Origin of the sequence: Pseudomonas sp. UMAB-40 (assembly GCF_900095275.1) — a bacterium.
Lineage (GTDB): Bacteria > Pseudomonadota > Gammaproteobacteria > Pseudomonadales > Pseudomonadaceae > Aquipseudomonas > Aquipseudomonas mandelii_B.
The window spans coordinates 118,513-144,024 of the sequence record NZ_LT607553.1; the positions used below are offsets into that span (position 1 = coordinate 118,513).

At 59.9% G+C, this 25,512-nt stretch carries 22 protein-coding genes; 10 read left to right on the forward strand and 12 right to left on the reverse strand.

What is annotated here, in order from left to right:
• Positions 1-3: 3 nt before the first annotated feature.
• From K0F88_RS05235 to lpxC, 4 genes are all read left to right on the forward strand, one after another.
• Complete coding sequence (locus K0F88_RS05235) at positions 4-873, forward strand: cell division protein FtsQ/DivIB (protein ID WP_219094435.1); 870 nt, start codon at positions 4-6, stop codon at positions 871-873.
• A gap of 15 nt (positions 874-888) precedes the next feature.
• Entirely contained in the window at positions 889-2,148 is a 1,260-nt protein-coding gene (gene ftsA, locus K0F88_RS05240; protein ID WP_046048247.1) for a cell division protein FtsA, read from the forward strand.
• Positions 2,149-2,219: 71 nt separating this feature from the next.
• A complete protein-coding gene (ftsZ, locus tag K0F88_RS05245; RefSeq protein ID WP_007943486.1) occupies positions 2,220-3,413 on the forward strand; it encodes a cell division protein FtsZ in 1,194 nt (397 codons plus the stop codon).
• Positions 3,414-3,525: 112 nt separating this feature from the next.
• The gene (gene lpxC, locus K0F88_RS05250) at positions 3,526-4,437 is read left to right on the forward strand and encodes a UDP-3-O-acyl-N-acetylglucosamine deacetylase (RefSeq protein WP_008147525.1); all 912 of its coding nucleotides are present in this window, start codon (positions 3,526-3,528) and stop codon (positions 4,435-4,437) included.
• Between the two features lie 132 nt (positions 4,438-4,569).
• On the opposite strand, the gene K0F88_RS05255 is transcribed toward lpxC, so the two are convergent.
• The 7 genes from K0F88_RS05255 to K0F88_RS05285 form a co-directional block, all read right to left on the reverse strand.
• A complete protein-coding gene (locus K0F88_RS05255; RefSeq protein WP_094470744.1) occupies positions 4,570-6,066 on the reverse strand; it encodes a sensor domain-containing diguanylate cyclase in 1,497 nt (498 codons plus the stop codon).
• 147 nt (positions 6,067-6,213) lie between these two features.
• Positions 6,214-7,533: an OprD family porin gene (locus tag K0F88_RS05260; RefSeq protein ID WP_219094437.1), complete on the reverse strand. Its 1,320-nt coding sequence runs from the start codon at positions 7,531-7,533 to the stop codon at positions 6,214-6,216.
• A gap of 195 nt (positions 7,534-7,728) precedes the next feature.
• The gene (locus tag K0F88_RS05265; protein WP_094470750.1) at positions 7,729-7,953 is read right to left on the reverse strand and encodes a hypothetical protein; all 225 of its coding nucleotides are present in this window, start codon (positions 7,951-7,953) and stop codon (positions 7,729-7,731) included.
• A gap of 319 nt (positions 7,954-8,272) precedes the next feature.
• Entirely contained in the window at positions 8,273-9,637 is a 1,365-nt protein-coding gene (locus K0F88_RS05270) for a heavy metal sensor histidine kinase (RefSeq protein ID WP_219094439.1), read from the reverse strand.
• The gene (locus tag K0F88_RS05275) at positions 9,627-10,304 is read right to left on the reverse strand and encodes a heavy metal response regulator transcription factor (RefSeq protein ID WP_007916978.1); all 678 of its coding nucleotides are present in this window, start codon (positions 10,302-10,304) and stop codon (positions 9,627-9,629) included. Before K0F88_RS05275 ends, K0F88_RS05270 begins: the two co-directional genes overlap by 11 nt.
• Positions 10,305-10,313: 9 nt before the next feature.
• Positions 10,314-13,415: a multidrug efflux RND transporter permease subunit gene (locus tag K0F88_RS05280; RefSeq protein WP_219094441.1), complete on the reverse strand. Its 3,102-nt coding sequence runs from the start codon at positions 13,413-13,415 to the stop codon at positions 10,314-10,316.
• Positions 13,412-14,572, reverse strand: coding sequence for an efflux RND transporter periplasmic adaptor subunit (locus tag K0F88_RS05285; protein WP_219094443.1), 1,161 nt, complete (start codon positions 14,570-14,572; stop codon positions 13,412-13,414). Before K0F88_RS05285 ends, K0F88_RS05280 begins: the two co-directional genes overlap by 4 nt.
• A gap of 949 nt (positions 14,573-15,521) precedes the next feature.
• Between K0F88_RS05285 and K0F88_RS05290 the strand changes: the two genes are divergently transcribed.
• Both K0F88_RS05290 and K0F88_RS05295 read left to right on the forward strand, forming a co-directional pair.
• Complete coding sequence (locus K0F88_RS05290) at positions 15,522-15,893, forward strand: DUF6124 family protein (RefSeq protein ID WP_094470751.1); 372 nt, start codon at positions 15,522-15,524, stop codon at positions 15,891-15,893.
• 231 nt (positions 15,894-16,124) lie between these two features.
• Positions 16,125-16,382 (forward strand): hypothetical protein, encoded by a 258-nt coding sequence (locus K0F88_RS05295; RefSeq protein WP_083375782.1) that lies wholly within the window; start codon positions 16,125-16,127, stop codon positions 16,380-16,382.
• A gap of 154 nt (positions 16,383-16,536) precedes the next feature.
• Here K0F88_RS05295 and K0F88_RS05300 read toward each other — a convergent pair whose 3' ends face one another.
• The 5 genes from K0F88_RS05300 to norR all read right to left on the reverse strand — a co-directional run bounded on the left by K0F88_RS05300 (position 16,537) and on the right by norR (position 21,081).
• Positions 16,537-17,286 (reverse strand): YkgJ family cysteine cluster protein, encoded by a 750-nt coding sequence (locus K0F88_RS05300; RefSeq protein WP_219094445.1) that lies wholly within the window; start codon positions 17,284-17,286, stop codon positions 16,537-16,539.
• 83 nt (positions 17,287-17,369) lie between these two features.
• On the reverse strand, positions 17,370-17,696 hold the full coding sequence (locus K0F88_RS05305) for a hypothetical protein (RefSeq protein WP_094470752.1): 327 nt from the start codon (positions 17,694-17,696) through the stop codon (positions 17,370-17,372).
• Between the two features lie 179 nt (positions 17,697-17,875).
• Positions 17,876-18,358 carry an N-acetyltransferase gene (locus K0F88_RS05310; RefSeq protein WP_255142447.1) on the reverse strand — a complete coding sequence of 161 codons (483 nt, stop codon included), beginning with the start codon at positions 18,356-18,358 and terminating at the stop codon, positions 17,876-17,878.
• A 3-nt stretch (positions 18,359-18,361) separates the two neighbouring features.
• Positions 18,362-19,264 (reverse strand): chemotaxis protein CheV, encoded by a 903-nt coding sequence (locus tag K0F88_RS05315; RefSeq protein WP_219094447.1) that lies wholly within the window; start codon positions 19,262-19,264, stop codon positions 18,362-18,364.
• Between the two features lie 266 nt (positions 19,265-19,530).
• Entirely contained in the window at positions 19,531-21,081 is a 1,551-nt protein-coding gene (gene norR / locus K0F88_RS05320; protein WP_219094448.1) for a nitric oxide reductase transcriptional regulator NorR, read from the reverse strand.
• A gap of 157 nt (positions 21,082-21,238) precedes the next feature.
• Here norR and hmpA point away from each other — a divergent pair, with 157 nt between their 5' ends.
• From hmpA to cyoA, 4 genes are all read left to right on the forward strand, one after another.
• Entirely contained in the window at positions 21,239-22,420 is a 1,182-nt protein-coding gene (gene hmpA / locus K0F88_RS05325; RefSeq protein ID WP_219094450.1) for an NO-inducible flavohemoprotein, read from the forward strand.
• A gap of 250 nt (positions 22,421-22,670) precedes the next feature.
• A complete protein-coding gene (locus K0F88_RS05330; RefSeq protein WP_094470756.1) occupies positions 22,671-23,213 on the forward strand; it encodes an ester cyclase in 543 nt (180 codons plus the stop codon).
• A 25-nt stretch (positions 23,214-23,238) separates the two neighbouring features.
• On the forward strand, positions 23,239-23,748 hold the full coding sequence (locus K0F88_RS05335; protein WP_219094452.1) for a disulfide bond formation protein B: 510 nt from the start codon (positions 23,239-23,241) through the stop codon (positions 23,746-23,748).
• 816 nt (positions 23,749-24,564) lie between these two features.
• On the forward strand, positions 24,565-25,509 hold the full coding sequence (gene cyoA, locus K0F88_RS05340; RefSeq protein ID WP_219094454.1) for a ubiquinol oxidase subunit II: 945 nt from the start codon (positions 24,565-24,567) through the stop codon (positions 25,507-25,509).
• The last annotated feature ends 3 nt before the right edge of the window (positions 25,510-25,512 follow it).

The window sequence follows — 25,512 nt, forward strand, 5'->3', positions numbered from 1 at the left end:
ACCATGCAAGGCGCACAGCTGAGACATCAGCCCCCTCCAGCACCCGGCCGCAAGCCGGTGCCGCGGGGTGCCAGCCGAATGGTGGCCAAAGAGCCGATGTCTGCGCGCCTGCCGAAAGCCAATTTTGGTTTTCTGAAAAGCCTGTTCTGGCCGGTGCTGTTGGTGGCGCTGGGGTTCGGCACTTACGAAGGCGCGCAGCGTTTGCTGCCCTACGCCGACCGGCCGATCACCAAAATCGCAGTGCAGGGCGACTTGAGTTACATCAGCCAGCAAGCGGTGCAGCAGCGAATTGCCCCTTATGTGGCGTCGAGCTTCTTCACCATCGATCTTGCGAGCATGCGCACCGAGCTTGAAACGATGCCATGGATTGCCCACGCCGAAGTGCGTCGGGTGTGGCCGGATCAAGTCGTGATCCGCCTGGAAGAACAACTGCCGGTGGCCCGTTGGGGCGATGAATCGCTGTTGAACAACCAGGGCCAGGCATTCACCCCGCGTGAGCTGGCCAATTACGAACACTTGCCACAGCTGTTCGGCCCACAACGGGCGCAACAGCAAGTGATGCAGCAATACCAGGTGCTGAGCCAGATGCTCAGGCCATTGGGCTTCTCGATTGCACGCCTGGAGTTGCGTGAACGAGGCAGCTGGTTCCTGACCACCGGCGCCGGCAGCGCGGGCCCGGGGATCGAACTGCTGCTGGGACGCGGCAAGCTGGTGGAAAAGATGCGCCGCTTCATTGCCATCTACGACAAGACGCTTAAAGAACAGATTACGAACATTGCGCGCATCGATCTGCGCTACGCCAACGGCCTCGCTGTTGGCTGGCGGGAACCTGTAGCGCCCACGACAGCCCAACCCGCTGTCGCGAAGAATTAAGAAGAGGCAGGACCCATGGCAAACGTGCAAAGCGGCAAAATGATCGTCGGTCTCGATATCGGCACCTCCAAGGTGGTGGCGCTGGTCGGCGAGGTCTCGGACGACGGCACGCTCGAAATCGTCGGGATCGGCACTCATCCGTCCCGTGGCCTGAAGAAAGGCGTGGTGGTGAACATCGAGTCCACCGTGCAATCGATCCAGCGCGCGATCGAAGAAGCGCAGCTGATGGCCGGTTGCCGGATCCACTCGGCGTTCGTCGGCGTGGCCGGCAATCACATCCGCAGCCTGAACTCCCACGGCATCGTGGCGATTCGTGATCGCGAAGTCAGCGCCGCCGACCTTGAGCGCGTCCTCGACGCCGCCCAGGCCGTGGCGATCCCGGCTGACCAGCGCGTGCTGCACACCTTGCCGCAGGATTACGTGATCGATAACCAGGAAGGCGTTCGTGAGCCGCTGGGCATGTCGGGCGTGCGTCTGGAAGCCAAGGTCCACGTGGTGACCTGCGCCGTCAACGCTGCACAGAACATTGAAAAATGCGTGCGTCGCTGCGGTCTGGAAATCGACGACATCATTCTCGAGCAACTGGCGTCGGCCTATTCGGTCCTGACCGACGACGAGAAAGAGCTGGGCGTATGCCTGGTGGACATCGGCGGCGGCACCACCGACATCGCGATCTTCACCGAAGGCGCGATCCGTCACACCGCGGTGATCCCGATTGCGGGCGACCAGGTGACCAACGACATCGCCATGGCGTTGCGCACCCCGACCCAGTACGCCGAAGAAATCAAGATTCGCTACGCCTGCGCCCTGGCCAAGCTGGCCGGTGCCGGTGAAACCATCAAGGTGCCAAGCGTTGGCGACCGTCCACCGCGCGAGCTGTCCCGCCAGGCCCTTGCCGAAGTGGTCGAGCCGCGTTACGACGAGCTGTTCACGCTGATCCAGGCCGAACTGCGCCGCAGTGGCTACGAAGACCTGATCCCGGCCGGCATCGTGCTGACCGGCGGTACCTCGAAAATGGAAGGCGCGGTCGAACTGGCCGAAGAGATCTTCCACATGCCGGTCCGCCTGGGCGTGCCCCATGGCGTCAAGGGCCTGGACGACGTGGTGCGCAACCCGATTTATTCCACCGGCGTGGGCCTGTTGATGTACGGCCTGCAGAAGCAGTCCGACGGGATTTCGTTCTCGGGCATCAGCAGCCGTGACAGCTACAGCAATGAAGAACCGAAAGCCGCCTTGCTCGATCGCATCAAGAGCTGGGTACAAGGCAACTTCTAAAGATTTACCGCAGCACCGTTGTAGATACAGGCAGTAGGCGAAAAAACTAGAGAAATGAAAGGAGAGGGAAAATGTTCGAACTCGTAGACAACATCCCCGCAAGCCCGGTAATCAAAGTTATCGGTGTTGGCGGAGGCGGCGGCAACGCCGTCAACCACATGGTCAAGAGCAACATTGAAGGCGTTGAATTCATCTGCGCCAACACTGATGCCCAGGCGCTGAAATCCATCGGCGCGCGGACCATCCTGCAACTGGGCACCGGCGTGACCAAAGGCCTGGGCGCCGGCGCCAACCCTGAAGTAGGTCGTCAGGCCGCTCTCGAAGACCGTGAGCGCATTGCCGAAGTCCTGCAGGGCACCAATATGGTGTTCATCACCACCGGCATGGGCGGTGGTACCGGTACCGGTGCTGCGCCGATCATTGCTGAAGTGGCCAAGGAAATGGGGATTCTCACCGTTGCGGTGGTGACTCGTCCGTTCCCGTTCGAAGGCCGCAAGCGTATGCAGATCGCCGACGAAGGTATCCGTCTGCTGTCTGAAAGCGTCGACTCGTTGATCACCATTCCCAACGAGAAGCTGCTGACCATCCTCGGTAAAGACGCAAGCCTCTTGTCGGCTTTCGCCAAGGCCGACGATGTACTGGCCGGTGCCGTTCGCGGTATCTCCGACATCATCAAGCGTCCGGGCATGATCAACGTCGACTTTGCCGACGTACGGACCGTGATGAGCGAAATGGGCATGGCGATGATGGGCACTGGCTGCGCCAGCGGTCCGAACCGTGCACGTGAGGCCACCGAAGCGGCCATTCGCAACCCGTTGCTCGAAGACGTGAACCTGCAAGGTGCACGTGGCATCCTGGTGAACATCACCGCCGGTCCTGACCTGTCCCTGGGTGAGTACTCCGACGTGGGTAGCATCATCGAAGCCTTCGCTTCCGAGCACGCGATGGTCAAGGTCGGTACCGTTATCGATCCGGACATGCGCGACGAACTGCACGTGACTGTGGTTGCCACCGGTCTGGGCGCGAAAATCGAGAAGCCTGTGAAGGTCATCGACAACACCGTTCACACCTCCATGGCCTCCCAGCCGCAACAATCGGCGCCCGCTCGTCAGGAACAACCGGCGGTAAACTACCGTGACCTGGACCGTCCGACCGTCATGCGCAACCAGGCTCAGGCCGGTGCTGCGACTGCCGCGAAGATGAATCCGCAAGATGATCTGGATTACCTGGACATCCCGGCTTTCCTGCGTCGTCAGGCTGATTGATGGAATGTATCAGGGCTATGAAGGTGATTGGTGTTCAGCAAAGGTCTGGTCTGCTATTATCGCCAGCCTTTGTTGATACCAGTTCGCAATTTGCGCTGAAGCGGCCCAAGCCATGATTAAACAACGCACACTGAAAAATATTATCCGTGCTACAGGTGTAGGCCTGCACTCCGGGGAGAAGGTTTACCTGACCCTCAAGCCTGCACCTATCGACACCGGCATTGTGTTTGTTCGTGCCGACCTCGACCCTGTGGTGCAGATTCCTGCCCGCGCGGAAAACGTTGGTGAAACCACGATGTCGACCACATTGGTCAGTGGTGACACCAAAGTGGATACGGTGGAGCACTTGCTCTCGGCCATGGCTGGCCTGGGCATCGATAACGCCTACGTCGAGCTCTCCGCGTCCGAAGTCCCGATCATGGATGGTAGCGCTGGACCTTTCGTATTCCTGATTCAATCGGCCGGCCTGGAAGAACAGGACGCACCGAAGAAATTCATCCGGATCCTGCGGGAAGTGACAGTGGAAGACGGCGACAAGCGCGCCACTTTCGTCCCTTTCGAAGGTTTCAAGGTGAGTTTCGAGATCGATTTCGATCACCCGGTTTTCCGTAACCGCACACAAAGTGCAAGCGTGGATTTTTCCAGCACTTCGTTCGTAAAAGAAGTCAGCCGCGCCCGCACCTTTGGTTTCATGAGTGACATCGAGTACCTGCGCAAGCACAACCTCGCACTCGGCGGCAGCGTTGAAAACGCTATTGTGGTCGACGCGGATGGTGTACTGAACGAAGACGGCCTTCGCTATGAAGACGAATTCGTGAAGCACAAGATCCTCGATGCAATTGGTGACCTCTACCTGCTGGGCAATAGCCTGATTGGTGAGTTCAAGGGCTTCAAGTCCGGACATGCATTGAACAACCAGCTGCTGCGCAAGTTGATTGAGCAGACAGATGCTTGGGAAGTCGTGACTTTCGAAGACGCCAGCACTGCACCGATCTCTTACATGCGTCCCGTTGCGGCGGTGTAAGTAAAAAACCTCTCTAGTTTTTAAAGGCTGCCTTCGGGTGGCCTTTTTTTATGCCTGCGGGAAAGAGGTGGTGTTTGTTCCGGCCCCATCGCGGGCTTGCCTGCGATGGGGCCAGAACAAACACCCTGGATTTTACTGCGTGGCGACCACCCGATTCCGCCCCTTTTCCTTCGCCTGATACAACGCCTTGTCCGCTGCAAACAGCAAACTCTCCAAGCTGATATCGTTCGAAGTCGTCCAGGTGCTGATCCCGATACTGACAGTCATCGGCAACTCGGCGCCCTGAATCATCGGCAACTGCTCAACCGCCTTGCGGATGTGTTCGGCAATCTGCCGCGCACCCGCGCTATCGGTTTCCGCCAGGATCACTGAAAACTCTTCGCCGCCGTAACGGGCTGCCAGGTCCGCCGGTCGTCGGATGTGGGCGCTGATGACGTTGGCCAACGAGCGCAGCGCTTCGTCGCCAGCCTGATGGCCATGAAGGTCGTTGAACGCTTTGAAATGGTCGGCGTCAATCATCAGCAGCGACAAAGGCATGCCGGAACGTTGTGCGCGAAACCATTCATGGCGCAGGGCCTGATCCAGCGTTCGGCGGTTGGCCAGCCCCGTCAACGCATCGGTGGCGGCCAATTGCGCCAGTTCGTGTTCGGCGTTGTGGCGCCGACGCAACTCCCGGCGGAGCAACCACGTCAGCCACAGCAGGCTCACGCACAAGGCACCGGTTGCAGAGCTGACCACCACCGCCGTGCGTTTCCACGACGCAAACACTTCGTCGCTGGAGAGGGCAACGATGACGATCAACGGCAAGTTGCCCACCTTGGAGAACGTGTACAGGCGTTTGTCCTGGTAGCGGCTTGAAACACTGGTGAAGCTGCCGTTGCCTTCTTTGACGATGCGCTGGAAGTTGGGTCGGCTGCTGAAGTCCTTGCCAATCAGCTCTTCGGCCAGTCGCGGTTCCTGGGCCAACAGGATGCCGTCCGAGCTGATCAGGTTGACCGAGCTGTCCTTGCCGATACTCAAGCTGTTGAACAACTGATCGAAGTAACTCAAGCGCATGGCAGCTTCGGCCACGCCGAGGAATTCGCCCTGCGAGCCGCTGACCCGGCGACTGAAGCTGATTCGCCATTCGTGTTCAGCCTGCCTTGAGCGGAAGGGACGGCTGATGAACATGCCCGGGTCGCGATTGTTGACGTGGGACTGAAAATACTCTCGATCGGCAAAATTGCCCTTTCTGGGCTCCACCGACGCTGAGTCGGCGATCACGTCGCCCTTGTTGTCGAGCAACAGAATGTCGCCCTTGTACGGCGCAGCGGTGGCGCGGTCGAACAAGGCCAGATGGCGGATGGCGGCGGAGACTTGCTTGAGGTCTTCTCGCTGCGAGGCCGCGATCAGGCCGAGCAAGGACAGGTCATAGAGTTCGACATTGCGCAGTACGTCGGCGTCGATCAATTGCACGATGTTGGACGCTGAGCGTGTGGCAGACAATTCTGCATTGGCACGCTCACGCACCAACAGGAATGCGACGATGCTCAGGATAGCGATCACCAGCAGCAAACTGCCGAGAACCAGAAGCTGGTCCGACCGGGTCGAACGGATCGGATCGTGAGGTTGTGTACGGCTCACACTCATGGTTCTGGCTTCTGCTGATAAGCGTTATGAAAGTAGTGCTGCAAGCATCGGGCAGAACCCCGGGAGCCATTTGCGTTCAGGGCGCCTGTATAAGTCCCTGATAAACAAAAGGCCAGTAAAACGTGCTGGCCTTTTGTTTATTCAAGCTTAGAAGACATTGAACGGGTAGTCGACGATCACCCGGTATTCATCGGTGTCTTGATCCAGCGCGCCATAGCCATTGCCGCCACGGTTGGTGGCCCATTGCAGGCGCACCGCCAGATCCTTGGCCTTGCCGCTCTGGACCACGTACTTGAGATCGATGTCTCGTTCCCAGTGCCTGGCGTTTTTGCCGTCGGCGCTGTACCACGAGGCGTAGCCGCGGCTCTCTGGATCGACTTTGGTCAGGTCCAGTTCTCCTCGAGAGTACGACAGCGCCGAGGTCAGGCCGGGCAGCCCGATACCGGCAAAGTCGTAGGCGTACTTGAGTTTCCACGAGCGCTCGTTCGGACCGTTGAAGTCCGAATACTGCTGGGAGTTGTCGAGGAAGACGCTGTCGCCCTGGCTGATGTAGTCGAACGGCGTGTTGCCGTTGACCCGCTGATACGCCGCGGTAACGCTGTGATGACCCACGCCGACGGTGAAATGCAGGCTGTAGGCGTTGTTGTCGATGTTACCCAGCAGCGCATCGCCGGTGTCTTGCGTGTGATAGAAGTGCAGGCCCGGGTTGAGGCTGACCAGGTCGTTCAGCGCGTAGGTGTAATCCAGGTCGTAGTAGTACTGGTTCCAGATGTCCTTGAGTTCGGACGCGTACAGGCTGCTGGTCAACCCCGGCAGACCGCTCCACGCTATGCCGGCCCAGTTCAGGTGCTGACTGTCGTCACCGGCTGCCAGGCTGCCGTAGGAAGTGCCGATGCGGGTGTGGCCGCTCTGGTTGTACGGCTTGGTGAAACTCGCCTGGCCACCTTCGATCAGGAAACCGTCGAAGCTGTGGTTGGTCAGGCTGACGCCACGAAAGGTCTGCGGCAGCATGCGGGTTTCGCCGCCGGCAATCACCGGGTTGGTGAGGAACAGGTCGCCGGCCTTCAACTCGGTATCAAAAGCACGCATTTTCAGCGTGCCCCCCGCCGTCGAGAACGATCCCGGCGATTTGCCGTTGCCATCGCTGATTGGCAGGATGCTAGAACCATCCGTGCCGCCACCGCCGTCGAGCTTGAGCCCGAGCATGGCGTGGGCATCAACGCCGAATCCGACGGTGCCCTGGGTAAAACCCGATTCAAAGATGCCGAGGAAACCCTGGCCCCATTCGATGTTGTCGTCCGCCTGCTGCAGGCGGTTACGGTTCATGTAGTAGTTTCGGGCATTGAGGTTGAGGCTCGAACCTTCAGCAAAACCTTCCTGACTGGATTCGTCGGCGGCGTGTGCGGCGGGGGTCATCGTTGCAGCGATTGCAATGAACAGCGGGGTGAAGCGGAGAGGGAAACGCACTTGCAGTAAAGCTCCTTGGGTCAACTGAACACTTCATATGCTTGAAGTGCAAAATGTTTCTTGTTAGTGAAGACGAACCGGATGGCGTTTAAACCACAACGAAAAAAAGCCGCTGATAGCAGCGGCTTTGAAGACAACTTTTCAAAGGGAAGAGCCGATGAAAAGTGTCGAGGGAAAAGGAGCGGTGACGCGGGATCAGCTGTCTTTCTCAACCCGTTGCTGGGTCGTAGAGGTTGACGCTTGAGGGGTTTGTGCAGCGTCCTGGGCCTTGGCGGTCATTTCGCTCTGATGCTCTTCATACGCCGCGGCGCGCGCGGCATTTTGCGCGACGAACGTCTGCGACTCTTCAGCCATGGCGAATGGTGACAGGAACAAAGAGGACAAAACGAAAGCGCTGGCAATACCCATAGTGTTGGACATCTTTAAAACCTTCTTGCTTGGCAAGTGCTGTTTGGTGCGGGCAAAGGTAAGGGGGATTGGACAGGGGAAAAAGAGCGGATTCATGAAAGGACTGTTGCGTAGGAGGTAAGAGTCGAGTTTTTCGTTGGTGCAAAGAAACACCCCTCACCCCAGCCCTCTCCCCATGGGGGAGAGGGGGAAAGGGAGCCGATCTCCATGCTGTTCAAACCTGAGTTCGACTCGATATTTCAGGTCGATGTAGCTCGAAGCGCGCCGCGGTCAGTCCCCTCTACCCTTGGGGAGAGGGTTAGGGTGAGGGGGGATTCCGAGCCGGGCAAAGTCAGACCGGTAAATGGATTCCAAACGTATTCATGCCGTGGTCACTGCGCACAAACACATCCCCGCCATGCATCAGCGCAATCGCCTTGACGATCGCCAGCCCTAACCCGTGGTTGTTGCCGCTGTTGCTGCGTGATGCGTCGACGCGGTAAAAGCGTTCGAACAACCGTGGCAAATGCTCGCTGGCAATCGGCGATCCCGGGTTGGCCACGCCGATGCTGACCTGATGCTCCTCAACCTCGATGCGCACTTGAATCACCTGGCCGGGTTCGGTGTGTTGCACCGCGTTACTCAGCAAATTGATCAACGCCCGGCGCAGATGAGCAATCTCGATCCGTACCTGCGCATCACCACTGACCTGCACCTGAACCTGCGCATCCTCAAGAATGAAATCCAGGTACTCCAGCGTCGTCGCCACTTCATCGGCCAGCGAGGTGGAGGTCAGTTTGGTCGCCTTGCTGCCCTGATCCGCGCTGGCAAGAAACAGCATGTCATTGATGATCGAACGCAGCCGTTCCAGCTCTTCAAGGTTCGATTGCAGCACTTCGAAGTAGTGTTCCGCCGAACGTCCACGGGTCAGCGCGACCTGGGTCTGGCCGATCAGGTTGGTCAGCGGCGAGCGCAGTTCGTGGGCGACGTCGGCGTTGAACGACTCAAGACGCGAATAGGCCTGCTCGACCCGCTCCAGCGTGGAGTTGAACGAATTGACGAACTGATTGAGCTCCGGCGGCAACGACGATAAGCGCAAGCGCCCGGATCGCAACGGCGGCGCCAGGCGCTGGGCTTCCTGCGACAACTTGATCAAAGGTTTGAGGCCAATCCGCGCCACCCAATACCCCAGCGCGGAGGCCAGCAACACGCCAATAATTGCCAGGCTGATCAGCGCGATCAGCAAATGATGCTGGGTCTGTAAAAACGTCTCGGTGTCGATGCCGATCATGAAGCGCAGCGGCGGACGCTGATCCTTGGCCGGGAACTGGCTCACCAGCACTTTCAGCGGATAAGGCTGGTCTGGCAACGTCATGTCGCGCATCCCCAGCGGCCCTTCGGCAAAGGCGCGGATCTGCGGCGTCAGGTTGCCGTATTCGTAGTGAGGGTCGCCGCTGATAATCCAGAAACTGATGCGCTTGTCTTCTTCGCCGAGCAACTTGAGCTTGTTGTTGATCTTCACCCAATGCTCCGGCGTACCGTAACGCCCGACGGTGGATTCGAGCACGCTGTAACGCGCGTCCAGCTCCGCCTCAGGCAGCAAACCCAGGCCTTTGTCGACCTGCTGGTACAAGGCCCAGCCGATCAACAGAAACACCAGCAACGCCACCAGCGTGAACATTCCGCTCAGGCGCAGGGCAATCGAATTACTGGACACCGCGGCTCTCCAGCACATAACCCATGCCCCGGATCGTGTGCAGCAGTTTCTCGTCGAACGGCCCGTCGAGCTTGGCCCGCAGGCGCTTGATCGCGACTTCGACGACGTTGGCGTCGCTGTCGAAATTGATGTCCCAGACCATCTCGGCAATCGCCGTTTTCGAGAGGATTTCACCCTGCCGACGGGCCAGAACGCTGAGCAGCGAGAACTCCTTGGCGGTCAGGTCCAGGCGCGTACCGGCGCGGGTGGCCTTGCGGCTGATCAAATCGATCCACAGGTCGGCGATGCTCACTTGCACCGGTTCATGACCGCCGCTGCGCCGAGTCAGCGCTTGCAGGCGCGCCACCAGTTCGAGGAAGGAAAACGGTTTGCCAAGGTAATCGTCGGCACCGTCGCGCAGGCCTTTGATGCGGTCTTCGACCCGCTCGCGGGCGGTGAGCATGATCACCGGGGTTTGCTTGCGCGCACGCAGCGCGCGCAAGACGCCGAAGCCGTCGAGGCCCGGCAGCATGACGTCGAGGACGATCACCGCGTAGTCGCTTTCCAGCGCCAGGTGCAGGCCTTCGACGCCGTCCCGCGCCAGGTCCACGGTGTAACCCTGTTCCGTCAGGCCGCGGTGCAGATAGTCCGCGGTTTTTTCTTCGTCTTCGATAATCAGAACGCGCATGACCCCGCCTCAGTCTGTGGTTGCCAGCGCCGGCATCGGTGCGGGTTTGGGCTTATGGAATAGCCGCTCAAGCCACAAGTATATGACCGGAGTGGTGAACAGCGTCAGCGCCTGGCTCACCAGCAAGCCGCCGACCACCGCGATGCCCAATGGCTGGCGCAGTTCGGCGCCGGTGCCGTAGCCGAGCATCAACGGCAGGGCGCCGAGCAGGGCGGCGAGGGTGGTCATGATGATCGGCCGGAACCGCGTGATACAGGCCTGGTAAATCGCCTCTTCCGGCGGCAAGCCACGATTGCGCTGGGCATCGAGGGCGAAGTCGATCATCAGGATGCCGTTTTTCTTCACGATCCCGATCAGCAACACCAGCCCGATCAGCGCCATGATCGAAAAGTCCTGGCCGCAAATCCACAGCATGATCACCGCGCCAAGCCCCGCCGATGGCAAGGTCGAGATGATGGTCAGCGGATGCACGAAGCTCTCGTAGAGCACGCCGAGAATGATGTACACCGCCACCAGCGCCGCCAGGATCAGCCACGGCTGGCTGGCCAGCGAACTCTGGAACGCTTGCGCCGCGCCCTGGAAGTTGCCGCTCATGGCGGCCGGCATGCCGATGTCGGCCTTGGCCTGGTTGAGCATGATCACCGCATCACCCAACGCTACGCCGGGCGCCAGGTTGAACGACAAGTTGGCGGCCGGGAACATGCCGTCGTGGGCAATAGACAACGGGCCAACCGTCGGCGCATCGAATTTCGCCAGGGCCGACAGCGGCACCATTTCCCCGCTCAGCGGTGAGCGCAGGTAGAAATAGTTGAGGCTTTCGGCCTTGCCGCGCTGCTTGGTGTCCAGTTCCAGGATCACGTTGTACTGGTTGATCTGGGTTTGGAACTCATTGATCTGCCGCTGCCCGAACGCGTCGTACAGCGCTTCATCGACATCGCTGGCAGTCAGGCCGAAACGCGCGGCGGCGCTGCGGTCGATGCTGATGTGGGTGATGCTGCCACCCAGTTGCAGGTCGTTGGAAATGTCGCGGAACGCCGGGTTGGCGCGCAGTTTTTCCGTCAGGCGCTGGGTCCAGGTGCTGAGGGTCGCGCCGTCGTTGCTCTTGAGCACGTATTGATACTGGGCGCGGCTCGGGCCAGAGCTGAGGTTGATGTCCTGGCCGGCGCGCAGATAGAGCACGATGCCTGGGACTTTCATCAGTTGCGGACGAATGCGGTCGATGAACTGGCTGGCCGAGACGTCGCGGTCACTGCGCTTTTTCAGGGAAATCCAGAAGCGGCCGTTGGCGATGGTCTGGTTACTGCCCGAGACGCCGACCGAGTGGGAAAACGCCGCAACTGCTGGGTCTGCGGCGACGATTTCGGCCATCGCCAGGTGTTTTTTCACCATGTCGCCGTAGGAAATATCGGCGGCGGCTTCGGTGGTGCCGAGGACAAAACCGGTGTCCTGTACCGGGAAGAACCCTTTGGGGATAAAGATGTAACCGGCAATCGCCAGGCCCAGCGACAGGCAGAACACACCGATCATCAATTTCTGATGGGCGAGGGCGCGGCGCAGCAGTTTTTCATAGCCTGCCAGCAAGCGTTCGCCGAACGTGGCTTTGCTGTGGGCGTGATGCACCGGGGCGCGCATGAACAGCGCGGCCAGGGTCGGCGCCAACGTCAGCGACACCACCACCGAAATCATGATGGTCGATGTGGCGGTCAGGGCGAATTCCTTGAACAGCCGCCCGACCACGCCGCCCATGAACAGCAACGGAATAAACGCCGCCACCAGCGAAAAGCTGATCGAGACCACGGTAAATCCAATCTCACCGGCGCCCTTGATCGCCGCCTCGCGCATGCCGTCGCCGGCCTCCAGGTGGCGGTGAATGTTTTCCACCACCACAATCGCATCGTCGACCACAAATCCCACGGCCACCACGATCGCGACCAGCGTCAGGTTGTTCAGGCTGAAACCCATGATGTACATCAGGGCGAAACTGGCGACCAGCGACACGCCCAGCACGGCGGACACAATCAGAGTCGCCGACCATTGGCGCAGGAACAGCGCCATCACCGCCACCACCAGCATAATTGCGATCAGCAGGGTGATTTCCACTTCATGCAGCGAGGCGCGGATGGTCTGGGTGCGGTCGACCAGCACCTTGACCTGCACCGAGGCCGGCAGCATGGCTTCGAGGCCGGGCAGGGCAGCCTGGATGCGATCCACGGTCTCGACGATGTTGGCGCCCGGTTGCCGGGAAATCACCAGGTTCACCCCCGGCTTGTCACCGGCCCAGGCTTGCACGTAGGCGTCTTCCGAACCGTTGACGACTTTGGCGACATCCTTGAGGTGAACCGGGGCTCCGTCCTTGTAGGAAACGATGAGTTGGCTGTATTCCTCGGGATGGAACAACTGGTCGTTGGTCGACAGCGTCGAGATGCTCGACTCGCCATACAACGCACCTTTGGCGAGGTTGAGGCTGGTGTTCTGAATCGCCAGGCGAATGTCCGCCAGGGTCAGGCCGATGGCCGCGAGTTTGTCGGCAGACGCCTGAACGCGGATCGCCGGACGTTGCTGACCGGTGATGTTGATTTGGCCTACACCGTCGATCTGACTGATCTGGCGGGAGAGCAGGGTTTCCACCAGGTCGCTGAGTTCAGTGCCGGGCATTTGTGTCGAGTTGACGCTGAGGATCAGTACCGGGCTGTCAGCCGGGTTGACCTTGCGCCACGTCGGCAGGGTCGGCATGTCTTTCGGCAGTTTGCCGGCGGCGGTGTTGATTGCGGCCTGCACTTCCTGGGCGGCAGTGTCGATGCTTTTATCGAGGGTGAATTGCAGGGTCAGGTTGGTCGAGCCGAGGGCGCTGCTCGAGGTCATCTGGGTGACGCCGGGGATGGCGCTGAATTGCACTTCAAGCGGCGTGGCCACCGATGACGCCATGGTTTCGGGGCTGGCGCCGGGCAGTTGTGCGGCGACCTGAATGGTCGGGAATTCGGCTTCCGGCAGCGGCGCGATCGGCAGGCGCGGGAAGGCGATGACGCCGAGCAACACCAGGGCAAAGGTCAGCAGGATGGTCGCCACCGGATGATCGATGCACCAGGCCGAGACAGAACCGTGGCCCTTCATGGCTTCGACTCCGATTGCACCACTTGCGGCGGCTCGGTCATGACCTGCACGGTCGAGCCGGGTTTGAGCCGCGACTGGCCGTCGCTGACCAGCACGTCACCCGGTTTCACGCCTTTGATGATGTCCTGGCCGCTGCCTTGGTAGACCATTTGTACGGTGACGGTTTCGACCTTGTCGCCGTTGACCCGGTACACGAAATGTTGATCGAGGCCGCGCTGTACGACAGTGGGCGGGACCACCAGCGCATCTTTCTCCAAGGCTGTCTGAATTTTTACCGTCACCAGCAGGCCCGGCCAGAGTTTCTGCCCGGGGTTGTTGAATTCGGCCTTGGCGCGGATGGTCCCGGTGTTGGCGTTGATCTGGTTGTCGATCAGGGTCAGGTGCCCTTCGCCCAGCAGGTTGCCAGTTTCACCGTCGGTGTCGGCGCCGATATAGGCCTTCACTTGTGCGCGCTCGGGGTCGCCGATCAGGCCTTGCAGGGTGGGCAGCATTTGTTGCGGCAGGGAGAACTCCACGGCGATCGGGTCGATCTGGGTCACGGTGAACAGGCCCTGGGTGTCGGTCATGCGCAGGAAGTTGCCTTCGTCGACTGTACGAATGCCGACGCGGCCGGTGACCGGGGAGCGAATCTGTGTGTAGGAAAGCTGCACCTGAGCGGCGTCGATTGACGCTTGATTGCCTTGGGCGGTGGCTTTGAGTTGGTTGACTAGGGCTTGTTGTTGGTCGTAGGTCTGTTTGGACACGCCGTCGTCGACGCTGAGCAGTTTGTAGCGTTTGAGGTTGACCTGGGCGACTTGCAGTTGGGCCTGGCTTTCGCCCAATTGGGCCCGGGCCTGGTCGAGGCTGGCGCGGATCGAGCGGTCGTCGATGGTGGCGAGCAGGTCGCCTTTGTTCACCAATTGGCCTTCCTTGACCAGGATTTTGGTGAGGATGCCGTCGATTTGTGGGCGGACCACTACGCTGTGCAGGGACAGGACCGAGCCGATGCCGCTGACGTAGCGGGGGACGTCTTTTTCGGTGACGCTGACGACCCGGACCGGGATCGCTGTGGGCGCGGCTAGTTTGGCGGTGGCGGGTTTGGTGAGGTACCAGGTGCCCAGCGCTGCCAAGGCGATCAACAGACCTGCGATGAAGGCGGTTTTTTTCTGAATTCGCATGCGAGTGGGGCGCCGGGCTAGGTGGTCGGGAGTCGGGTCAGGTTTATACCTCCTTTATAAACCTGTTCGCTGGTCAGGAAGGTGACTGCTAACTGACGGCGCTGTCAGTTTGGGCTTGGCGGCCTGGTAGCCGACCAAGCTCTTGTTGAGGGCGTACATATCCATTTCTGCGGTAACGGCCGCTTATGGTTTCGCTCTTACAGCGAGTCCCTTTTGGCAAACGCCCCAAAAGGAACCAAAAGGTCTCGCCCCGGCGTCCGGCCCCTCGCCTGGGCTCGGCGTTCCTTCGCTCCGGCATTCATCTGGGGGCATCGCCTCCGGTCGGCTTCGCTTCGACCTCCTCTCGATGTGTGCGGCTTCGCCGCACGGCGCTACGCGCCCACCCCCCAGATGAACGCCTCCACTCAGCCTCCCGAAGGGGCGGGCAGATCAAGATCAAGAGCAGGCGAGCTAACGCTCGGCCTAATGAGTGGTGAGAAGCCTCGGGCGTACACCGTCCATTGTAGGAGTGAGCCTGCTCGCGATGGCGGCCTGACAGCCGACCAATTTCTTTCTACTGCCCCGATTGATCGTTCCCTACGCTCCGCGTGGGAATGCCGCCCGGGACGCTCCGCGTTCCATTTTTGTGTTGAATGATGTGTAAAAAACACGGCGTTTTCCCACGCATTTTTCAGGTTGCCGGGTAGGAAGCGTGTTCTCTAACCTTTGGTCGCTGAAAACTCAGCGACCGGGAGTGAGATTCCGGCTGAACAATTGGAAACCAGCGCAAGGCCCCCCATAATTGCCGCCAGCTTATCCGCTGCCTGCAAGTTTTTTATGGCGGCTGTGTGCGGGCAGACTTCGGTCTGGCCGGGTTCCTTTTGCCGGTAATCTCACACCGCACATAGCTGCCACCTCTGCTCCGAGTGAGATCGGAAATTGATGGCTCCAACATCAAAAGGAAATTTGTATGGATAAGTTAATCCCCGATCCACCCATCGACACCACCACTCCCCGCGACGAAGCCACCCAGGCCGAATCGCTTATCAAAGACCACGAAGCCATGAAGCGCGCGCTCGATTACTACCTCGATCCGCCCGAGTGCTACAGCGCAAAACCGCGCCGCCCGAGCACAATGTTTGTGGTCGATCCTGATGTTGATTCTGAAAGTCTGTTGGCCCATGCCTGTGAGTCGTTGGCGTCGGCGAGTGTGATGAGCAGTGATTTTGCGACGAGTCTGGAGGGGCCGCAGCGGCATACGGTGTTGGCGATTCAGCAGGTCATCATGCTGGCGGAGTTGGCGGTGAATCGGGTGCTGGACAGGGTTGAGGTTCCGGCGTAGGTAGCGATTGGTCAGGTCCACCGCGTTATCGTTCATCGCGGGCAAGCCCGCTCCCACAAGGACAGCGCTGTACCTGTGGGAGCGAGCTTGTCCGCGATGGCGGTAGATCAGTCAACACAAAACCCGACGGACTCGCTTGCGGTGTGAAGCTTGCGGCTCTGGACACAGGTATACTCCCGCCTTTCGCGGCTCGCTGACCGGGCCCGACTTTTTGCATCACCCGGAGCTTTCATGACTTCCCCAACACAACCGCCGGTTGCCGACGCTTTGAGCGACGACCCGGCAGACCTGCCAGACAGCGTCGACTCCAGCGCAGACAGCGAAACCAAAGCCGCGATCCCGGCGTTCAAGTTCCCGTTCAAACCGGGTGATCTGGCCGCTGCGAAGAATGCCAGCCAGCCTTGGTACAAGAATGGCGCGAAGAATGGCCATACAAAGACGCCGGGGGCTGCGCCTCCAGGGACTCGTCGGTCGATGGGTAAGCGCTGAGTTTTAGCTTTTGCGGTGCCTGTGATGGCCTCATCGCGGGCGAGCCCGCTCCCACAGTGGATCTTTGTCGTACACAAAATCGGTGCCTGTGGAGATCACCTGTGGGAGCGGGCTTGCCCGCGATGAAGCCATCAAAGGCAATACACCTTCCGGATCAAGCCGCCCGCAACGAAATAAACGCGTAGTTCACCGGCACTTTAGTCGCCACGTGCGCCCCGGCTGCCTGCACTTGCCCGGCGATATCGTCGCCCGACACATGAAACTGCCAATCACTGCCTGAGCCCGCCAGTGGCTGCCCGGCCAGCTGATCAATGACAGCGGCAAACGCATTCATATCCGGCAGATAAGCCGTAAACCCATCCCCCTTCAGCGCTGTAGTCCGAATCCCCAGCAACCCGCAAATCACATCTTTGGTCTGAATGTCATCGCGATCCGCCTGACGGGAGCGCTGGATCAATCCTGCCAGTTCCTGATCCACCAGCTCACCACCGATGATCAGGTCCGGCCCCTGTTCCCACGACTCGGGCGGGCATTCTTTCACTGCGGTGTTCAGCGCAATGTGCGGATTGATTTCCATCGGGTAGATGCGGCACACCAGCGGGCGGCGTTCGTAGATGCGGCAGAGGTTGTCTTCGTCAAGATTCCGGCAGGGACCGACGTTGTAGGCGGCAAAAGTGATCGCCACGTAAGCCTCGGACGTGCCGCTTCGGACCACTACTGAACGACGTTCGGCGTGTTCGCGTTGCTGCACGGGCAGGCCCAGGCCGTTGCCGAGGAAACCTTCCACCAACACGATCACCTGACCGCCGTCGGCCGCCCACATGCGGGCTTCGGCCAGGGTCAGGGGCACGTGGTGGTCGTTGCAGCATTTGCCGCAACCTACGCAGGAAAATGTCGTATTCATTGAGCGGCCGGTCGCTTCCGAGGGCATGAAACGGCGCCAGAAAGACACCGCGAAAGCACGTTTCGAAGCAAGTTATGCGCCACTCACTGGGCTTTGGCGGTGGGGCGGATGGAGTCCCACTCGGTCACGTAGGCGGTTTTGCTCTTTTTGTTGTAGAGGCACAGCTCGGTGCCTTGCTGGCCTTTCATGTGTTTTTGCGGGTATTGGCCTTGCAGCAGGAGTGCGGTGTAGCCGACCCGGTCGTCGAACTGAGCGGCGTTGCCGACGGGTTTGGCGTCTTTCAGACCGCTGGCTTTGGTGCAGCTGGCGAGCACGGCTTTGTCGTAGGCGGCCCAGGCGTCGGGGCTGGAGGCGTGGGCCTGGGTGGCGAGGGCGGTGAGGCAGAGGAAGGTCAGGGTTGCGGTTTTCATGGGGCAGGCATCCTTGGGCGGTGAGTTGGCCGAGGGGGGAGTATGCCTGATGGTGTTGGGTTGAATGTGTCGGCCTCATCGCCAGCAGGCTGGCTCCCACATTGGTTCTGCACAGGGCACAGATTTTGTGTTCGACGAAGACCCATTGTGGGAGCGAGCCTGCTCGCGATGGCGGTGTATCAGACCGGAACCGGCTCCCGGCGGACCACATACATCCCGGCACTTTCATACAGCCGCTGCGCTCGAAGGTTATCTTCCAACACCTTCAAATCCACAAAGCCTTCCCGGCGATTCTGAAATACCTTGAACGCGTGAAGCAGTAATGCGCGGCCAATCCCGCGTCGCTGTGCCCGTGGGTGCACCATCAGCTTTTTGATATAGGCGCTGGTCCAGCACTGCGCCACGCCGACGATCCCTTCGGCATCTTGAGCGATGAAGCAGAGCGTTGGGTCGTATTCAGGATCGGTTTCAAAACGCCGCTGCCAGATCGCCAGTTCCGGCACACGGCCGCCGCCTTCGAGATGACCCAGCTCCATCACGCGATGGACCGCTTGGGCGATTTCGGGACAGTATTGGGTCAATTCAATGCCGACCGGCCAACTGATCGTGGGCACAGCCTCAGCCAGGTTGCGCCGCATCAGCAAGCAAAAGCCTTCGGCCATGACTCAGTGACCTTGTTCGGCGACGGCCTTGGCCGCTTCGATCAGGCACCGGGTCAGTTCTGGCGAGGAGAACTTGGTCAGCACCGCGTTGGCCCCGGCCAGGCGCGCTTTCTCGCTGTTCATCGCGCTGTCCAGCGACGTGTGCAGCAGCACATAAAGGTGCGAGAAGTCCGGGGTCTCGCGCAGGGTGCGGGTGAAGGCGTAGCCGTCCATCTCTGACATTTCGATGTCCGAGACGATCAGATTGATCTGCTGCGCCGTGCCTTGCAGGTCCAGCAGGCAGTCGATGGCTTCCTTGGCGCTGCGGGCGGTGTGGCATTGCAGGCCGAGGTTGCGCAAGGTGTGAACCGATTGCTGCAGCGCCACCTGACTGTCATCGACCACCAGAATCCGCGCGTTGCCCAGCACTTCGGCGTCTTCCATGCTCAGTTCGGTCGGTGCTGTTTCGATCTGCGCCGGGGCGATGCCGTGGATGACCTTTTCGATGTCCAGCACTTGCACCAGGGTGCCGTCGACCGAGGTCACGCCGGTGATGTACGAGCGCACGCCGCCGGAGCCGAAGGGCGGCGGGCGGATGTCGGTGGTCAGGCAGTGGACGATTTTGCTCACGGCCTGAACGTGCAGGCCCTGTTTGGAGCGACTGACGTCGGTGACGATCAGGCAGCCACCGTTCGGGTCTTCCAGCGGCCGCTCGCCGATGGCCCGGCTGAGGTCGATCACCGACAACGAGGTGCCGCGCAGGGTGGCGATGCCTTTGACGTGGGGGTGTGACTCCGGCAGCTTGGTCAGCGGCGGGCAGGGGATGATTTCGCTGACTTTCAGCAGGTTGATTGCCATCAGCTTGCCGCTGCGCAAGGTAAACAGCAGAAGCGAAAGTGAGTCTGCGCGGGCTTTGGTGGTGGACATAAAAACCTTCTGTGGAAAAAGGTGATGGGCGAATAAAAAGTCGCCAAAAGCTATTGATGCCGGGTTATCGACTTGTTAGGGGCAGGCTTTAGGCTAAATACCCATTCCCGGCCCAACGGCGAACCCCTGTGGCGAGGGAGCTTGCTCCCGCTGGAGTGCGAAGCGCTCCCGATCAGATGATGTGTGTTATCAGACTATCTACATTTTCAGGTTTTGCGGCTGCTTCGCAGCCGAGCGGGAGCAAGCTCCCTCGCCACAGTGGGGGGTTATTTCATGCCCAACCGCTTGGCCATCCGCCCGAGATTCGCCCGGTCCAGGCCTAGTTCGCGCGCCGCGCTTGCCCAGTTGTCGTGATGCCGTTCCAGGCAAGCGCTGATCAATTGTCGCTGATAATTTTCGGTGGCCTCGCGCAGATCTCCCGCAACCAGAGCGGCGGGGCTGGCAACCGGTTGCTCGGCCGGGAGCTCGATGCTGCCGTTGGGCAAATCCAGATCCGCCGCACTCAAGCTGAGAATCTTCGGCCGCTCCTTGCAGTTACCCAACGCCTTCAACGCGCTGCGACCAATCAAATGCTCCAGCTCCCGTACATTCCCCGGCCAACCATACGTCAGCAATGCTGCTTGCGCATCGCTGTTCAGGCGCAGGCTGTTGAGGCCCATCCGCGAGCGGTTCTGTTCCAGGAAAAAACCGCTGAGCAGCAACACATCCCGCCCGCGATCGCGCAGCGCCGGCACCAGCAACGGATAAACACTCAAACGGTGATAGAAGTCGGCGCGGTAGCGGCCACTGCGCACTTCTTCGGCCAGGTCGCGGTTGGTCGCCGCGATCAAGCGCACGTCCACCTGATGTTCTTTATCCGACCCCAGGCGCTGCAACTGACCGCTTTGCAGCACCCGCAACAACTTGGCCTGCACGGTCAGGGACAGTTCGCCGACTTCATCGAGAAACAGCGTACCGCCATTGGCCAGTTCGAATTTGCCGCGCCGATCGCTGGTGGCGCCGGTGAAGGCGCCGCGCACATGGCCGAACAATTCGCTTTCCACCAGGGTGTCCGGCAGGGCGGCGCAGTTAAGGCTGATGATCGGTTTGTCCGCCCGAGGCGAGGCCGCATGAATCGCCTGCGCCACCAGTTCCTTGCCGACCCCGGTTTCGCCGGTGATCAGCACGGTCAGGTCGCTGCCGCCCACCAGGCTGATCTCTTCCACCAGGCGTTTATGCGCCTTGCTCTGGCCGATCATTTCGCGGTTCTGCTGGCCGCTGGCCTGGCGGTACACCTCGGCGCGCTGATGTTCATCTTCGGCGCGATTGGCCAGGCGCTCGATGCGCTCGGCGGCGTTGACGGTGGCGGCCGCGAGGCTGGCGAAGGCTTGCAGGGCGTCCAGTTCGATGGGTTCGAATTGTTCCGGGTCGAGGGCGTCGAGGGTCAGCAAGCCCCACGGACGCTCATCGATAAACAACGGGCAGCCCATGCAGTCGTGGACTTCCAGATGATCGTCGAGGCCGTCAACCAGGCCGTCGTAAGGGTCAGGCAAGTTGCTGTCGGCGGCGAATCGCGTCGGGCCTTGGCTGCTGAGCAACGCTTCGAAGCGCGGGTGCTCGCTGACTTTGAAGCGACGGCCAAGGGTGTCGGTGCTCAAGCCGTCGACGGCCAGCGGCACCAGCCATTCGCCATCAAGGCGCAGCAGGGCGGCGGCATCGCAGGGGAGCAGGGCGCGCATGGCTTCGAGCAGGCGTCGATAGCGCTCGCCCTCGGGCAGTTCGCGGGACAGGTCGGAGACCAGTGGTAGCAGGGCGGTGAGCAAGGATTTTGCAGTCATAGTGACTCCGTGTAGTCGGTATGACTATAAGTCAGCCTGTGTCGATATGACTACTGTGTTTTTAAGTTATTGATTTTAAACGTTTAAATATTTGGCATGGAAACTGATAAGCATAGGTCAATCAGTTAGCAATCCAAGTAGCCCCAGGAGTCACCTTATGCTTAGCGTCCAAGACCGTGCCATCGTCAAATCCACCGTGCCGCTGCTGGAAAGCGGTGGCGAAGCGCTGATCACTCACTTCTACCGCATGATGCTCTCCGAATACCCGGAAGTCCGCCCGCTGTTTAACCAGGCCCACCAGGCCAGCGGTGATCAGCCGCGCGCACTGGCCAACGGCGTTTTGATGTACGCGCGTCACATCGACCAACTCGATCAGTTGGGCGACCTCGTCGCCAAGATCATCAACAAGCACGTGGCCCTGCAAATTCTGCCGGAGCACTACCCGATTGTCGGCGCTTGCCTGCTGCGTGCGATCTCCGAAGTGCTGGGCGACGAAATCGCCACCCCTGAAGTGATGAGCGCCTGGGGCGCGGCCTACGGTCAATTGGCCGACATCCTGATCGGCGCCGAAACCAGCATCTACGATCAAAAGGAACAGGCACCCGGCGGCTGGCGCGGGGCGCGGGAATTCATCGTGGCGGCGAAGGTCGAGGAAAGCGCGGAAATCACCTCGTTCTACTTCGAACCTGCCGACAAAGGCGCGATTCTGGCGGCTGAACCGGGCCAGTACATCGGCATGAAATTGATCCTCGATGGCGAAGAGATCCGTCGTAACTATTCGCTGTCGGCATTGGCCAACAAGGGCCAGTACCGCATCAGCGTCAAGCGTGAAACCGGTGGCCGCGCCTCTAACCACTTGCACGATCAACTGCATGTCGGTTCGAGCATTCAACTGTTCCCGCCATCGGGCGAGTTCACCCTGACCGCCAGCGACAAACCGCTGGTGCTGATCAGCGGCGGTGTCGGCATCACCCCAACACTGGCGATGCTGGAAGCGGCGCTGGCGACCGAGCGGCCGGTGCACTTTATCCACTGCGCGCGCAACGGCAGCGTTCACGCCTTCCGCGACTGGATCGATGGCTTGGCCGAGCGTCACCCGCAACTCAAACGCTTCTATTGCTACGCCGAAGATGACGGCGTGAGCCCGGCGGCGCACAAGGTCGGGTTGTTGAGCCGCGAGCAATTGGGCGAGTGGCTGCCGGAGCAGCGTGATCTGGATGCTTACTTCCTGGGGCCGAAAGGGTTCATGGCGGCGATCAAGCGTCACCTCAAGGCGCTGGGTGTGCCGGAGAAGCAGAGCCGTTACGAGTTCTTTGGGCCGGCTTCGGCGTTGGAATAAATGATGTGGCGACTCGGACACACCGAGTCGCCTTCATCGCGGGCAAGCCCGGCTCCCACAGGATTGATGTCGATCACAAACGTTGTGTACGACATCAATCCTGTGGGAGCCGGGCTTGCCCGCGATAGGCCGCGCCGTGGTCCCGATTCGTAAAAATCCCTTAAAAGTTAATCCGTTCTTAACCGGTTTATCGTTTATTCCCCGATGCTGATGATAGGCGCTCGTTCGTTTACATGATCAGGATCGCCCCATGACTCACTTCACCTTCTCCCGTCTCGTTCTATCGGCTGCGTTACTGGCCAGCCCTTTCGCATTCGCCGAATCCACCTTGCTCCAGCCGCAGACCGTGATCGTCGATCAGAGCTTGCCCAAGGCGCAGCGCGATGCGATGGAATTGGCAGCCCGGCGTTACGGCAGTTTCTGGAACAGCGGGGAAGAGGCGTTGGCCAAGGCGGCCTTGTCGGAGCAGTTCATCGACATGACCCCGCCCGAAGGCCGGGTCCAGGGGCCGACCGGGCCGCTGCTGGCGTCGAAGTTTTTTCGCATGGCGGTGCCGGACCTGAGTTGCGAGATCGAGCAAATGATCATTGCTGGCGACCGGGTGGTGGTGCATTTGCACTTTCGCGGTCACTTCACTGGCCCGTTCAAGGCTCTCAAAGGTCAGGGCCAGCGTGTAGACTTCCGGGCAACCGATATCTATCAGATCAATAACGGTCGCATCGCGGCCAATTGGCATATCGAAGACAACATCAGCCTGATGCAGCAGCTGCAAGCGCAGCCGCCGGCGAGCTGATCCACGAGCACAAAAGGGAAACGCGATGAGCGAGGAAACAATGCGGTTGGGACGTGAACGGCGCTATCTGGTGTTGCTGGGCATCATCTGCCTGGCGCTGATCGGTGGCGCGCTGTACATGCAAATTGTGCTGGGCGAGGCGCCGTGCCCGCTGTGCATCCTGCAACGTTACGCGCTGTTGCTGATTGCGCTGTTTGCCTTCATTGGCGCGGCGATGCGCACCCGCCGCAGCATCACGGTGTTTGAAACCCTGGTGGTGATTTGCGCACTGGCCGGCGTCGCCGTGGCCGGGCATCACGTCTACACCCAGTTCTACCCGGCGGTCAGCTGTGGCATCGATGTGCTGCAACCGATTGTCGATGGACTGCCGCTGGCGAAGATCTTCCCGCTGGGCTTCCAGGTCGACGGTTTCTGCTCCACGCCGTACCCGCCGATCCTAGGTTTGTCGCTGGCGCAGTGGGCGCTGGTGGCGTTCGTGCTGATCGTGGTGCTGGTGCCGCTGCTCACTTCGCGTAACCGCAAAGCACTGCGCTGAGGTCATCCGCCACTCGCGCGGATAACGTGAAAAAACGCTCCGGTCCTCATCAAGAGAGCCGGGGCGTTTTGCATTTCAGGGCCAGCGTAAAAAGTTCGTGATGTGTGGCAGCGAAGGGTGCGACACGTGTGCGACATGTTGTCACAGCGGGACAGTCGCAAGGCATTTCACGGGGCTGGATCGGTGTATAGCGAGGCAACGAAATTGGCCTGCTCAGGCGTCTGCTGATTTATAGGCTATCGCGCGCATGCAGGCAGTTTTAACAGGGGCTTGCGAAACGCCAGAGCCCTTATCTCATAGGGGCTAGGGCATCGCCGAAGTGCCTGCGTCAGCCCCGATAGCTGTCTGAACTGCGCCCTGTAGACCTACAAATTTTGGTGTTTTTGTTGAGAATGAATTTCGATAAGATGCCGCACTTTTGCGAAAACCGTTAATGATTGTTGCTGGAATGGATAAAAATTATTTCGGGATGAGACATGGTTTATGAATCGCTACATATCTACAATCGCCCGCACTGAATTCCGGCACTGCTCTCCTTGAGCAGGAAAACAGGGCGTCGAGGGGCTTGAACGCTTCGTGCGACTCCCAGGTGTCGGAGCCTTCCAACTATCCGCACCAAATGGAATTGGTCTGTAACAAGGCCTTTGACCACGAATTCGAATAAGAACTTACCGCTAGCCCAGGATTTGTCGAACAGCGTCTGACGCGCGACGGGCAGCCCTTATTCAATCCAAGAAAAATGCCAACCCTTGGCAGGGTGAAGTGTTGGCGATCAAAACCCAACTGCATTGCGCAAGCTGCTTTAGAGGTCGTGAGATGAGTAAAAACAGGTACCCCAGACTACTAGGCTTATTGCCGCTGCTCGGCACGTTGTTGCTGTCAGGCTGCAACATGACCTTGCTCAATCCCACGGGCCAGGTCGGCCTGGAACAGCGAAACCTGATCATCACCGCCACGCTGCTGATGCTGTTGGTCGTGGTGCCGGTTATCGTCATGACCTTCCTGTTCGCCTGGAAGTACCGTGCCTCTAACAAGGACGCCATCTACACCCCGAAATGGTCTCACTCGACCAAAATCGAAGTGGCCGTCTGGACCATCCCGGTCCTGATCATCGTTGCCCTGGGTTACATCACCTACATTTCGACCCACGAATTGGACCCTTACCGTCCGATTCAATCCGACGTCAAGCCTGTGACCATCGAAGTGGTCGCGCTGGACTGGAAGTGGCTGTTCATCTACCCGGAACAAGGCATTGCCACGGTCAACAAGATCGTGTTCCCGGCGCACACGCCAATCAACTTCAAGATCACCTCCGACGCCGTGATGAACTCGTTCTTCATCCCGGGCCTGGGCGGCCAGATCTACGCGATGGCGGGCATGCAGACCAAGCTGCACCTGATCGCTGACCGTAACGCTGAAATGGACGGTATCTCCGCCAACTACAGCGGCGCAGGTTTCACCGGTATGAAATTCAAAGCGATCGCAACTTCCCAGGAAGATTTCGACGCCTGGGTAAGTGAAGTCAAGAAGGCACCTAAGCAGCTTGAACAAGCTGAGTACGCCGCCCTTGCCAAGCAGAGCCAGAACAACCCAGTCGAGCTCTACTCCTCGGTGACGCCGAACCTGTTCCAGACCATCGTCGACAAGTACGAAGGCATGAAACCGGGTCCTAAGGTGAAGCACGAGAAGAAAGAGAAAGAAGTGGCCGCTACGCAAGGAATGGACATGAACTCGCATTCAGCTGCCGGGGCAGAGGAGTAAACG